The following is a 12210-nucleotide window of genomic DNA, read 5'->3' as shown; positions in this document are numbered from 1 at the left end:
TTCTTTTGAAAAAAATGATGGTTGTAATGCTTGCTGTATTGATGATGGGCGCGCTTGCGCTGTCCGGCTGTTCCTCGAACAATAAGGGAGGCGGAGACAAGGATAAGAAGATCAAGCTTGCCTACGTGGCGTGGGATTCGGAGATTGCGTCTACGAACGTCGTTAAGGAAGTGCTGGAGAGCAAGCTGGGCTACGACGTGGAGATGGTGCAGCTCGATGCGGGCCCGATGTATTCCGCTATTGCCGACGGAAGCGCGGACGGCATGGTAGCGGCATGGCTGCCAAGCACGCACGGCGAGCTGTATTATAATCCGATTAAGGATAAAGTCGAGGATCTGGGTGTCAATCTGGACGGCACGAAGGTAGGCTTGGTCGTTCCGTCTTATATGGATATTACGTCGATTGAAGATTTGAACAACGCCGATGCGGCCAAAGCGTTGGATCATACGATTACGGGCATCGAGCCTGGAGCCGGCATTATGACGACAACGGAAACGGCGATCGACGCTTACGCGCTTAAGGATTGGACGCTTCAAGAAAGCTCTTCCGCAGCGATGACGAAGGTGCTGAAGGATAAATATGCAGCGAAAGAGCCTGTCGTCGTAACAGGCTGGACGCCGCACTGGATGTTCGCGGATATGGATCTGAAGTATCTGGAGGATCCGAAAAATGTGTACGGCGGAGCGGAGCAAATTCATACGCTTGTTCGCAAAGGCTTGAAGGAGGATATGCCTGATGCGTATAACTTCCTCGACAAATTCAACTGGACTCCGGATGAAATGGCTGCCGTTATGGTGGACATCTCCGGCGGCATGAGCGAAGAGGAAGCCGCCAAGAAATGGGTCGAAGCGAATGCGAACAAGGTTGACGAGTGGATCGCGGAATAAAATGATATAGAAGAAAGCCATTTCTGCTTGCGACGATTCGCAGCGGGAATGGCTTTTTCCTTCTTTGCCGCGTAAGCAGCCATGATTGGCAAAGAGATGTTAATTGTTCACAGATATAGCCCATTCGAGTCATTGGCATATGAAATGATTATGCTAACATGGTTGTTGACCAAACAGGCGAGAGGGTGAGCGATTGAAGAGAATAATGATAGGGGTTCTATTGGCAAGCTGTATGATGCTGATCTTGTCGGCGTGTTCGGAGACGGCTCCGCCAGCGGCAGATCCGGCCGATATCCAGGCTGCTCTAACAACGAATCCTTCGCCGCCAGCGGCGGGTTCTCCCACCAGATTGAAGGTGGAATATTCGGGAATTGAGCTTAAGAAATCGACATCAAGCGTATCGATCGAGGTTCGGGTCAATGACAAACCTCATTATGTTCAGGCCAAGATGGTGGGAACGAACACCTTCGCAGCGGATTACACCTTTGCGGAAGCGGGAAGCTATGAGCTCTTCTTCCACCTCTACGCCGATGATCTTCATGTCACGAAGAAGCAGCAGCTAGAGGTTCAATGACATGTTGATCGGGTATAGGAGGAAATGGCTGGAAAGCTTCATGATCCTGGGCATATCGGCTGCCATAAGCTTATTGCCGGCGATTAGCGCAGAAGCAGCAGCTTTGCAAAACTCGCTTCAAGAGATGATTAACGAGACGAAGGCCGGCGATATCTTGAGACTTCCTGCAGGCTCTTACTCCGGGGCTGTCGTAATCGACAAGCCGCTGACCATAGCTGCGGAGGAAGGGGCTGTGCTTCGGATTGAGGAGGGCTTGGTCGAGACAGCTCTTACGATCAAGGCCGATCATGTGTCGATCAGCGGCCTTCGCATCGAGGACGGTACGGTGAAGGAGCAGCCTACGCTTATGGTCGAAGGCGATTATGCGAAGCTTGAGAATGTAACGATTCTTACAGGCTCATTCGGCATTCAGCTGCGCTCCGCGAATGAGGCGAAGATTAGCCATACCCGAATTGAATGGATCGGTCTTGTTGGAGGCCGAGAGCCAGAGATATTCCAGAAGGGCAACGGCATTGACCTCTATGAATCAGACGGCAATCTGCTTATCGACAACATCATTACGGGCATGCATGACGGAATTTATCTGGAGAACAGCGATGACAACCAGGTTCTCGAGAATCGCTTCGAGGAGCTTCGCTACGGCGTGCATTGCATGTACACGAAGAACATACTCATACGCGATAATATCGGAACACGCAACGTAACGGGCGCGATGATTATGGGCGTGCAGAATGTTGAGGTATCCCATAATACATTCACCAAGCAGAGCGAGAACGTTAACTCGCAAGGCATTCTGCTGTTCGACGCCCATCATTCTCTCATTGAAAGCAATCAGGTGGAAGGCAATCGTGTTGGCGTATACGTGGAGGAGTCGTCGGAGAACGAGATTGCGAATAATGAGATCTTGAGCAATTTCATCGGGATCCAGATGTTGAATGCGGAGGACAATACGGTGAAAGCGAATCGCTTCATCGGCAATGTGGCCAACGCGGAGGCAAGGAACAGCGCAAATAATATTCTTGATAGAAATTACTGGGATACGTTCAGCGGCATAGATACGGATGGGGATGGCAGCAGCGATATCAGCTATGCCATTAATCCATTTTTCCAGACGTTAATCAAGCAGAAACCGGGCTTTCAGCTGTTCTTCCAATCTCCCGGCATGATGTTCCTTGAGAATTTGTACCGTTCGGGGAGCGAGAGCTGGCCTCGCGACCAGCATCCTTTGATGAAGCCTGGAGACGGCTCCGTGAATGCGATGCAGAATTCTTTGAAGAAGACAGGTTTGGCCGGCGGCATGCTGTTGATAGCCGCCATATATTTGATAATCATGGGGGTAAGAAGAAGATGAGAAGAGGATATGTAATGAAGTTAAGCGCGGTATTGTCGTTGATTGTTCTGATTGCCGTGTTGACGGCTGCCTGCGGAGAGAAGGAATACAAGCCGGAGGAAATCAATGAGGCAACGGATATTTGCGTGAAATGCAATATGTCCGTGAAGGACGACGCTTATGCGACTCAAATTATTACGAAGGACGGCCAATCTCTGAAGTTCGACGATATCGGCTGCATGCATGAATGGACGGTGGAGAACGGGAACGAGAATATCGGGGCGGAGTTTGTCAGAGATCATAATACGAATAGCTGGGTCAAATATGAAACCTCTTATTATGCGTATGATGCGGATTTCAAGACGCCGATGGCTTACGGTGTAATCTCTTTCGCGAATGAAGAGTCGGCGAAGGCTTACGTCAGCGAGCAAGGAAAGGGCGTTGTTATGTCTGCCGATGATCTTGCGAAGCATAGCTGGGATGTGAATCGGGATATGATGGATATGGAGACGATGGAGAAGCATAATGAAGAAATGCATGACATGGGAGACAAGTCCACGGGAGAGATGGACAAAATGGGAGACATGAATAACGGGGAAGCTCAGTCGTGAGACAAATTTACCATATCGCCAATCGCGAGTTGAAAGTCGGATTTCGCAATCCATGGGCCTATTCCTTCATGGCCCTTTTTGCTTTATTCATGCTGTGCTTGCTGCTTATTCAAGCGCAAGGCTACACGGAGGGCTACTCCGGGATGACAGGCACCATGCTCAATCTGATTCTGTACTTGCTGCCGCTCATGACGCTATTGCTGGGCTCCTTCTCCCTGACGGCAGAGAAGGAAGAGGGAAGCTGGGCGCTGTTGTCGACTTATCCGCTTAGTACGCCAGCTTTTCTCGCGGGAAAATATGCGGGCGTTGCCATTGTGCTGCTCGTTATTGTAACGCTGGGCTTCGGCATAACAGGAGCGGCTGGCTGGCTCGCAAGCGCGGGCTTTGACTTTCATACGTATATGGTGCTGCTGTTCTTCTCTTGCAGCATCGTTCTCTTCTTCCTGGCGATTGCGATGCTGGTCGGGACGTTGGCGAGAAACCGTTGGCAGGCGCTCACCATCGATGTGGCGATTTGGTTCTTCGCGATTATCGGCTGGCCGCCGCTCTTGATTGCGGCGCTGGGCTTCTTGCCCTATTATGCGATCAAACCGGCGATTTCCGCGCTGGTCTTCGTCAATCCGGCCGAGCTCGCCAGATTGTTCACGGTGATTAAGCTCGGAGGAGGCTCGATTCTGGGGCCTGAATATTATGAATGGGTGAATTGGATCAAGCAGCCTGGCGGCGTCTGGGGTTATTTCCTGGTGTCAATCGTATGGATCGGCGCACTGTATCTCCTGTCGCTGCTCATCTGGCAAAGAAGGAGGAGATCCCATGTCTGAGCCCTGTCTTAAGCTGGAGAAGGTCGGGAAGGTCATGAAGAAGCAGGTTGTTATTGACGGGCTTGATTTTCAAGTCGAGCAAGGGGAGATTGTAGCGCTTCTGGGCGGGAACGGGGCAGGCAAGAGCACGATTCTGAAAATGATTGCGGGCGTCTATCGGCCTGACAGCGGATCCATCTCCGTCAATCGGCTCGATTGGAAGCGGCAACCTCGGCGTTATGCGGAGCAAATCGGCTATATGCCGGATGATTTCCAGTTCACGGCCGGACTTACCGCTTACGAAACGCTCGCATTCTGGGCTTCGCTCCGGGGTCTACCGAAGTCGAGAGCGAAGGAAGCGCTCGTAGAGGTCGGACTGGAGGATACAGGCAAGAAGGCTGTGGCTTCCTTCTCGAAGGGCATGAGGCAGCGTGTCATGTTCGCGCAGGCGCTGCTCGCAAAGCCTCCCCTTGTTCTGATGGATGAGCCGACGAATGGACTGGATCCGTACTGGATGGATACCTTTATGGCAAGAGTTCGGAGGCTGGCGGCGGACGGCCAGACGGTTCTGTTCTCCACGCATCAGCTTCAAATGGCGGAAGCGCTGGCGGATCGGGTGGCCTTGCTCCGAGGCGGACGCATCGAGCTTGAGGGCACGGCGGATGAAGTCAGAGAGCAGCTTGGCAAGCGAGGGAAGGGGCTTGAGGCGGCGTTCTCGGAATGGTATAGCTCGTAAGCGTATCGCAAACATATTGCAGACATATGGAACAACCACTTCAGCGGCTGCCGAAGTGGTTGTTTTTTTTGCGATAGAATGAAGCAACGGAAGCTGAATGAAGATGAGTCAGCCTTCAACAATCTAATGATGGTGGCCGGCCTCGTCGGCTTCAACTGCCTCGTCCGGATTTGCCTGCAGCTGCGCCAATCGGGTAACGGCGTCAGAGCCGACAGCCATCCGTTTGGCAGGCATCACTTGATCTCCATCAGCAACCAGATGCGACTTCACGATATACAGGCCATCTTCCTCAATGGCGTGCGCAGCGGTGTATACGCCGGGAGATGTCTCTGTGGCTGGAATAATCGTCTTCTTCTCGGGATGCTCCTCCTGCCAAATGATGAATTCAGCTGTCTCGGCGTCCTCCAACGGCTGTCCGTTCTTTGAAGCCTCAATGGAATAGACGCCTTCCCTTCCGCTCTCCACGGCATCTGCCTCTGGAAGATGGAGCTGAACGGAAATATGCGGTGGGAGGCCGTTATCCACGGCAGGCTTCTCCGTCATGGCGCAGCCTCCAAGGACGAGCATGATGCCGAGCATAAGCAGCGCGGAAGGTATCGTGATGCGTTTGTGCGATTTCAACATGTCCATAGACTCCTTTGACTTAAATGGAGAACCAATGCCGGAGCGGCTTGATTCTTCGCAAGATGATCAGGTCAAGCGCGAGCACGGCCAGGATGGATAGTCCGACCAGCGGCATGACAGCTCCGCAGATGAGCATAATGACGAGCACGCCAATTGTAATTTTCGAATTCCTGGCTTTCGCGGGAGAGCCAAGGCTGCCGGAGGGTTTTCTCTTGCGCCACATCACATAAGAGCTGATCGCCACCAGAATTAAGCCGAGGCAAGCGATTAAGCCAAGCAATTGATTGGCTAATCCGAATAAATGGCCTTCATGGAAGGCGATGCCGTAAGAAATGAGCTTGGCCATAATGCCGTAATCGGCGAATCGGACATCGGTCAATACCGCGCCGCTGTACTGATCCAGATGAAGCGTCGCGTTTTTGCCGGGCGTATCGTGAACGGTGGATACGGTGAATACGCCTGTTTCTCCGCTTGGCAAAGTAATGGTATAAGGCTTCAGCACTTCCTTGTCGCTCGCAATCCGCTCGATTTCATCTACACCAAGCGTCAAGTAGCCGCCGACAGCCGACAGCGGCACGGGCAGATTCTCCGCTGCCCAAGGCAGATCTTCCGCAATGTCTTGCGCGACTGTAACCGATTCCGGCTTGGCTCCGAAGCTGTAGGCATAGGCTGGAGCATTCGTGTTCGTCTCATTGGCGAGCTTGTCGATTCGCGGTCCCAGAACGCCAGACCAGGGCAAACCCGCCAGAATAATCAAGAGCAGCAGCAACGAGATCCAGAAAGCGGGAACCGCATGAAGATCTCGCCAGAATTGCCGGCTGCCCGGTTTGCTGAAGCGGGGAAGAATCGTTCCCCACAGGGAAGCCCGATTCCTCGGCCACCAGAGGAAAAGTCCCGTTAACAGCAGGATGATCGCCCAGCATGCGGCTAGCTCAACCAAACGGTTTGCCAAGGTGCCGCCAACGAGCAGCTCGCTGTGCATCTTTTTGAAGAAGGCGGAGAAGGTCTTGCTGCTGTCCAGCGTTCCGAGAAGATGTCCCGTATAGGGATCGACGTACAAGGTCTTCGATACGCCTTCCTGCATGCCGGTGAGCTTATAGCTGGAGCCTGCGTTGTCAGGAAGCGTAATGGATGAGATTGCTGTGCCGGGATAGGCCTTCTCCGTCTTGCCGATAACCGCGTCAGGCGACATAGGCGTGCTGCCGACCTCGCGTACGGTCAGGAGATCCTTGTACAGATACCCTTCGATTTGCGGTTTGAATAAATACATGCTTCCGCTGAAAGCCAGAATAATGAGGAACGGAGCAAAGATGATTCCAGCGTAAAAATGCCATCGCCAAACGGATTGGTACATGCTCCGCCGGAGCTTTGACGTCGATCGTTTCTCGCTTGGAGCTTGACTTGCGGGGTTGGTTTGTTCCAAGGGCAATTCGTTCATTCCATGTCCTCCAAAGCCTGTGATTGTGAATACGTTTTCTATTATAGCGGCGTCAGGAGAAATGGCTATGACTCGTTAGAGCTATTGGGGTGTCCAATCTGTGAATGAATGGCATAGGGAGCTGGCAGTAAGGGCAGAGGGAGCGGGAAGGGAATGCTAAGGCGTGTTTGCAAACAAGCCCTAGGGCAGCAAAATCCGCTCCGGATGCGTGTAGATATTGCACTCGTCGTTGCGGATGAAGCCGATGGCGGTAATGCCGAGCTCATCGGCGAGGTCGAGAGCAAGGGCGGTCGGCGCCGACTTGGACAGAATGACGCCGACGCCGATCTTCGCCGCCTTCAGCAGCACCTCGGACGATAGCCGGCCGCTGAAGGCGAGCACCTTGCCGCGCATTGGCATCTTATGGAGGAGCGCATATCCGAACAGCTTGTCGAGCGCGTTATGCCTGCCGATGTCCGAGCGGACCGAGATTAATTGCTCCGAGGCGCAGAGCGCGGCGTTATGCATGCCTCCGGTTAGCCTAAATTCAGGCGAGGAGGCTTGCAGTTGCGCCATTAACCCTATGCAGGAGCGTATACTGACTTGCTCGCGCGTCATAATCGTCTTCGCGGTTCTCACATCGCTCTGCAGGTAGAATTGTCGGCTCTTCCCGCAGCAGGAGCCGATGAAGCGCTTGGAGTGCAGCATGTCTGAGTTGTCATAGGGATGAGTGAGCTCGATGTATGCGAAGCCTCGCTCCTGAACAATTCTGATCGAGACAATCTCTTCGGCGCGGCGAATGACGCCTTCCGATGCCAGAAAACCGACTACCAGCTCTTCGAGGTGGGTTGGCGTACACACGATCGTTGCGAATTCCTCGCGGTTGACAACGATGGTGAGCGCGAATTCGGAGGCAATATCGTCCTCCTGTTCAAGGAGCTTTCCGTTCGTGAATTTCAGAATATTTCGTTTGACAGAGAAGGCGGCCAAGAACTCGCCGCCCTCCCGATTCTCCGCCGAATCACGCGGTTGTTTTGAACGGTTCATGCTTCGTCCTCCTTCGTCATTGACCGGTTCGCGCTGTTGCCACGCTTTGTACGTCCGCGCATACGTGCGCATAGGGGTCAATCGCTCGTTTCGATATCCAGTTCTTCGATTCGCTTCTCCGCATACTTCGCATCCTTGCGGGCGAAGAAGGTTACGGCCTTCTCTACGAGCGCGGTCGCCTGATATTCGGGAATTGCCGCATAGGGCTCGTAGATTCCCTTTGGGATAAGCGCATTGCCTTCCGGCCAATGCACCTCGATATTGCCAGGCTTCACATTCGCATATTTGGCTTTGCCGCGCAGCATGCCATGCTTGTTGAAGATAACGATGAATTCTCCGTCATCCACTTTCAGCTTAGCGGCATCCTCGGGATGCAGCAGAATATCGTCGCGGCGGGCGTCGTTGAACGGATCTCTGTCGCTGTAGATCATCGAGTTGAATTGCTTGCCTCGGCGCGTCGTGATGCGGAATTGTCCCTCAAGCCCCCGCCGCTCCGGCAATTCGATGGAAAGGAGACGTCCGCGTCCGTCCTCCGTCGGACAGATGCCGTCCTCGCAAAGCCAGGCTCCGCCCCATTGGAAGAAGTCGCCGCGCTTCGTCAGATGCTGAATGCCGTTGTAATTCGTCGCGGCAAGGGCGATTTCTTCCCTGATCGCGGCGGCGCTTTGCAATCCGATGAGAGGAAGAAGCTCGGGCCTCGCCTTCATGGCGAGCTCCCGATAGATCTGCCATTCGGCCCGGGCTTCCCCAATGCCGCCGCCAGTTCTTTCGATCTCCGGCGAGAAATAGACCATGCGCTCCGTCGAGGTCGACGTGCCGCCGCCCGGCTGCTCGTAACGCGTCATGGCTGGCAGAACAATGACGGCCTCTCCAGCGTCCGCGAGCGTGGAGGTGTTCAGGATAATATCCTGATGCACGCGAATGGCAACGCTCTCCAGACATTGGCGAACAAATTCGGGATCGGGCATCGTCTCGAGGAAATTGCCGCCCGAGGTGTAGAACAGCTTCAGCTTCCGCTCATGCGCCGTGGGCAGCAGAGCGTTCTCCAAGCTGACGCCTACTGTATCTCCCTGCCAGCTCGGGAGCTCGAAGCCCCACAGCTTCTCGATGCGCGGAATATCCGCTCCTTTAAATTCGCCGCCCGGCAGCGAGAAGGGATCTGCGCCCATCTCGCCGGAGCCCTGCACGCCGGAATGTCCGCGAATGGGCATGAGCCCGCAATGTTCCCTGCCAAGGAAGCCCCGCAGCAGCGCAAGATTCGCCACTTGAGAGATGTTGTCCGTGGCGAAGCGATGCTGCGTAAGTCCCATGCTCCAGACGAAGACGGCGGATTTGGCGGAAGCAAGCAGCTTGGCAAGCTCGGAGATGCGCTCTCTCGTCAAGCCGGAGGAGCGCTCGAGCTCCGGCCATTCCAGCGTCTGCACATGCTCTCTGAGCTGAACATATCCAGTCGTATGCGCTTTCACGAATGCGTGATCAATGGCTGAACCTGGCTCCGCTTGCTCCATCTCGGCCCAGATCTTCATGATGCCGTTCATGAAGGCGATGTCGCCGCCGATATTCACTTGATAGAAATCATCGCACAGCTTCGTTCCGAACAAGGCAGATTCAGGTATGGATGGAATCCAATAACGGTCCATGGACGGCTCGTGATAGGGGTTGATGCAAATGATTTTCGTCCCCTTGCGCTTCGCCGCGTACATGTATTTGGTAGAGACGGGCTGATTGTTCGCCGCGACGCTGCCCCAGAAAAGCAGCACATCGGTTCCAATCCAGTCCTTGTAGCTGATCGTGGAAGCGCCGACGCCGAGAGAACGCTTCATGGCTGTCTTCGATGGCGAATGACAGATGCGCGAGGCGTTGTCGATGTTGTTCGTTCCGAGCAGTCTGGCAACCTTGGCGGCGGCGTAATACGATTCGTTCGTAATGCCGCGCGCGGTGAGATAGAAGGCGAGCTGCTTCGGGTCTATGGCGTTGATCTTGGCGGCGATGATGCCGAGCGCTTCATCCCAGCTCAGGCGCGAGAAGCTGCGATCCTCCTTGCGCCGAATCAACGGATAGGGAATGCGGCCGAGCTTGCGCAGCTCCGTGCTGTCGAGCTTGCGCAAGTCGTCGATGTCGGCATGAAGCGCAGCCTTATCAATGGCGGACATCGTGTTCAGCCGGAGAACGTTAAGTCTCGTCGTGCACAGATGCGGTCCTGTCAGCGTGCGGTCGTAGAGACCGGATACGCCGAGGGCGCAGCCGTCGCAGACGCCTTGGGTGAGAATGCGATAGGCATAAGGGAGATTATCCCGATTCTCCCAAGCGGCCTTCATCGTATCACGTATATGCTTCGGTTTCACTTTGCCCAGACCGAACGGAACGGCGCTGACCCAAGAGCCCGGATCGGGCTTCAGCGGGAGCTTCACCGGACCGGAATGCTTCGTTCTTCCCATGGTTAGACCTCCTGTCCTGCTTGAAAATATGCAGCATTCATTCTTCACAGCGATACTGCCGTGGGGGGGCGATTTGTCTTCGCCTTCGGGTAGACTGGAGTGTATCTGTAAGGGACAAATTCGACCTGTACAGACCTTAAACCTTCCGGGTCGGAGCCGCAACGCAGGAAACCAGCGTTGCAACTTTGTTCCGGACAGTCCGACGCCGAGCTTTGTCCTCCTTAGGTCCACTTCGCCGCCCAGAGCTTCATTTCCTTCAATATCTGATGCAGATCCTGGCCTTTCGGCGTCAGCGTGTATTCCACGGTGACGGGAACGGTCGGGAACACTTCTCGCTCGAGAACGCCCATTCCTTCCAGATGGCGCAGCGTGCTTGTCAGCGCTCGCGGACTGATGGCGGGAATGGCGCGCTGCAGCTCGCCGAAGCGCTTGGTGCCGCAGAACAGCTCGCGCAGCACGAGGAACGCCCACTTTCCTCCTAGCACTTCGAGCGTTTTCTCAATATTGCAGGCGATGGTTACAGGTTCCTTCGGAATATAATTGCTGGAATTCATTGTCAATATTCCTCCGTTTATCGAAATGAGTTCGTGTCAAAGACTGCCTGTTACGCTTCATCGACAGCGTTTGCGACTTGATTGTACTTACTAATAGTATAGTAGCTATCTCTTCTATAATAAAGTGATAATAATTTCACTACTTTCATATAGGCTCATGGTTCTCTACAATAGAAGGGAGGCTCGCGGCATGGAATGCAATCGGGCTGAAACCATTGTCATCAAATCAAAGAGGAGATGAACACAGATGAAATATCGGAATATGGGCGGCACGGGTGTGAAGGTAAGCGAGATTAGTCTGGGAAGCTGGTTGACATACGGCGGATACGTCGAGCAAGAGAACGCGATGAAATCGATTCAAACGGCCTATGGGCTCGGCATTAATTTCTTCGATACGGCGAATGTGTACGAGCGAGGCAAAGCCGAGGTTCTTATGGGCAAAGCGTTGAAAGCGTTCCCGAGGGAATCTTACGTTCTGGCGACGAAAGTGTTCAATGCCATGGGCGACGGCCCTAATGATCGGGGCTTGTCCCGCAAGCATATTATGGAGCAGTGCGAAGCCAGCTTGAAGCGTCTTGAGGCGGATTATATCGACCTCTATTATTGCCATCGCTACGATCCGAATACACCGCTGCAGGAAACGTTGAGAGCGCTTGACGATCTTGTGCGCCAAGGCAAGGTGCTGTATGTCGGCGTCAGCGAGTGGACGGCGTCCCAGATGGCGGAGGCGCACGCAATCGCGGACCGTTATCTTCTCGATCGAATCATCGTGAATCAACCGGTCTATAATATGTTCAACCGCTATATCGAGAAGGAGGTTATTCCTTACGGCGAGCGCGGCGGCATGGGACAGGTCGTTTTCTCTCCGCTGGCGCAAGGCTTGCTGACCGGCAAATACAGTGCGGCTGACGCCATTCCCGAGGACAGCAGAGCGGCGAAGCTGGAGGGCATGCGCAAGCATGTGACGGAAGAGAAAGTTGCGAAGGTGAAGCAGCTTGCCAAGATTGCGTCAGAGCTTGATATCACTGTCGGTCAGTTGGCACTCTCCTGGATTCTGAGACAGCCGAATGTATCAAGCGCGCTTGTCGGCGCAAGCCGTCCGCAGCAGGTGGAGGAGAACGCGAAGGCGTCCGGCGTGGAGCTTGGCGGAGATGTGCTGGAGCAGATCGAGCAAATTTTGGCATAATGAGAA

Annotated in this window: 12 protein-coding genes; 7 read left to right on the top strand and 5 right to left on the bottom strand. The window is 54.1% G+C overall.

All coding sequences use genetic code 11. The annotated features are described in order from the left end of the window. Positions 1 to 14 precede the first annotated feature (14 nt). The 6 genes from HFP08_RS13945 to HFP08_RS13920 all read left to right on the top strand — a co-directional run bounded on the left by HFP08_RS13945 (position 15) and on the right by HFP08_RS13920 (position 4938). On the top strand, positions 15 to 887 hold the full coding sequence (locus tag HFP08_RS13945; RefSeq protein WP_240941397.1) for a glycine betaine ABC transporter substrate-binding protein: 873 nt from the start codon (positions 15 to 17) through the stop codon (positions 885 to 887). Positions 888 to 1080: 193 nt separating this feature from the next. Then, a complete protein-coding gene (locus HFP08_RS13940; RefSeq protein WP_168121204.1) occupies positions 1081 to 1461 on the top strand; it encodes a hypothetical protein in 381 nt (126 codons plus the stop codon). Between the two features lies 1 nt (position 1462). Next, positions 1463 to 2812, top strand: a complete 1350-nt coding sequence (locus HFP08_RS13935; protein WP_168121203.1) for a right-handed parallel beta-helix repeat-containing protein — start codon at positions 1463 to 1465, stop codon at positions 2810 to 2812. A 14-nt stretch (positions 2813 to 2826) separates the two neighbouring features. Beyond that, positions 2827 to 3402 (top strand): nitrous oxide reductase accessory protein NosL, encoded by a 576-nt coding sequence (locus HFP08_RS13930; RefSeq protein WP_240941384.1) that lies wholly within the window; start codon positions 2827 to 2829, stop codon positions 3400 to 3402. Continuing rightward, positions 3399 to 4223 (top strand): ABC transporter permease, encoded by an 825-nt coding sequence (locus tag HFP08_RS13925; protein WP_168121201.1) that lies wholly within the window; start codon positions 3399 to 3401, stop codon positions 4221 to 4223. Before HFP08_RS13930 ends, HFP08_RS13925 begins: the two co-directional genes overlap by 4 nt. After that, positions 4216 to 4938 (top strand): ABC transporter ATP-binding protein, encoded by a 723-nt coding sequence (locus HFP08_RS13920; protein ID WP_168121200.1) that lies wholly within the window; start codon positions 4216 to 4218, stop codon positions 4936 to 4938. Before HFP08_RS13925 ends, HFP08_RS13920 begins: the two co-directional genes overlap by 8 nt. Positions 4939 to 5061: 123 nt before the next feature. Here HFP08_RS13920 and HFP08_RS13915 read toward each other — a convergent pair whose 3' ends face one another. The 5 genes from HFP08_RS13915 to HFP08_RS13895 form a co-directional block, all read right to left on the bottom strand. Next, the gene (locus tag HFP08_RS13915; RefSeq protein WP_168121199.1) at positions 5062 to 5562 is read right to left on the bottom strand and encodes a FixH family protein; all 501 of its coding nucleotides are present in this window, start codon (positions 5560 to 5562) and stop codon (positions 5062 to 5064) included. Positions 5563 to 5581: 19 nt separating this feature from the next. After that, positions 5582 to 7000 carry a PepSY-associated TM helix domain-containing protein gene (locus tag HFP08_RS13910; protein ID WP_168121198.1) on the bottom strand — a complete coding sequence of 473 codons (1419 nt, stop codon included), beginning with the start codon at positions 6998 to 7000 and terminating at the stop codon, positions 5582 to 5584. Between the two features lie 180 nt (positions 7001 to 7180). After that, entirely contained in the window at positions 7181 to 7969 is a 789-nt protein-coding gene (fdhD, locus tag HFP08_RS13905; protein WP_168121299.1) for a formate dehydrogenase accessory sulfurtransferase FdhD, read from the bottom strand. A gap of 134 nt (positions 7970 to 8103) precedes the next feature. Beyond that, entirely contained in the window at positions 8104 to 10464 is a 2361-nt protein-coding gene (locus HFP08_RS13900; protein WP_168121197.1) for an FdhF/YdeP family oxidoreductase, read from the bottom strand. Between the two features lie 221 nt (positions 10465 to 10685). Continuing rightward, positions 10686 to 11018, bottom strand: a complete 333-nt coding sequence (locus HFP08_RS13895) for a winged helix-turn-helix transcriptional regulator (protein ID WP_168121196.1) — start codon at positions 11016 to 11018, stop codon at positions 10686 to 10688. 247 nt (positions 11019 to 11265) lie between these two features. Here HFP08_RS13895 and HFP08_RS13890 point away from each other — a divergent pair, with 247 nt between their 5' ends. Continuing rightward, entirely contained in the window at positions 11266 to 12204 is a 939-nt protein-coding gene (locus tag HFP08_RS13890; protein WP_168121195.1) for an aldo/keto reductase family protein, read from the top strand. Positions 12205 to 12210 lie beyond the last annotated feature (6 nt).

Origin of the sequence: Paenibacillus sp. HB172176, from assembly GCF_011947265.1 — a bacterium.
Taxonomy (GTDB): Bacteria; Bacillota; Bacilli; order Paenibacillales; family Paenibacillaceae; genus Pristimantibacillus.
Note: the sequence above shows the minus strand (reverse complement) of the source record. Positions and strands in the feature narration are given on the sequence as shown.

Excerpts from the sequence above, each read along its gene's own strand:
- HFP08_RS13920 (WP_168121200.1), top strand. The coding sequence starts at position 4,216 with ATGTCTGAGCCCTGTCTTAAGCTGGAGAAGGTCGGGAAGGTCATGAAG.
- HFP08_RS13900 (WP_168121197.1), bottom strand. The coding sequence starts at position 10,464 with ATGGGAAGAACGAAGCATTCCGGTCCGGTGAAGCTCCCGCTGAAGCCC.
- HFP08_RS13930 (WP_240941384.1), top strand. The coding sequence starts at position 2,827 with ATGAAGTTAAGCGCGGTATTGTCGTTGATTGTTCTGATTGCCGTGTTG.
- HFP08_RS13935 (WP_168121203.1), top strand. The coding sequence starts at position 1,463 with ATGTTGATCGGGTATAGGAGGAAATGGCTGGAAAGCTTCATGATCCTG.
- HFP08_RS13945 (WP_240941397.1), top strand. The coding sequence starts at position 15 with ATGATGGTTGTAATGCTTGCTGTATTGATGATGGGCGCGCTTGCGCTG.
- HFP08_RS13910 (WP_168121198.1), bottom strand. The coding sequence starts at position 7,000 with ATGAACGAATTGCCCTTGGAACAAACCAACCCCGCAAGTCAAGCTCCA.
- HFP08_RS13895 (WP_168121196.1), bottom strand. The coding sequence starts at position 11,018 with ATGAATTCCAGCAATTATATTCCGAAGGAACCTGTAACCATCGCCTGC.
- HFP08_RS13890 (WP_168121195.1), top strand. The coding sequence starts at position 11,266 with ATGAAATATCGGAATATGGGCGGCACGGGTGTGAAGGTAAGCGAGATT.
- HFP08_RS13915 (WP_168121199.1), bottom strand. The coding sequence starts at position 5,562 with ATGTTGAAATCGCACAAACGCATCACGATACCTTCCGCGCTGCTTATG.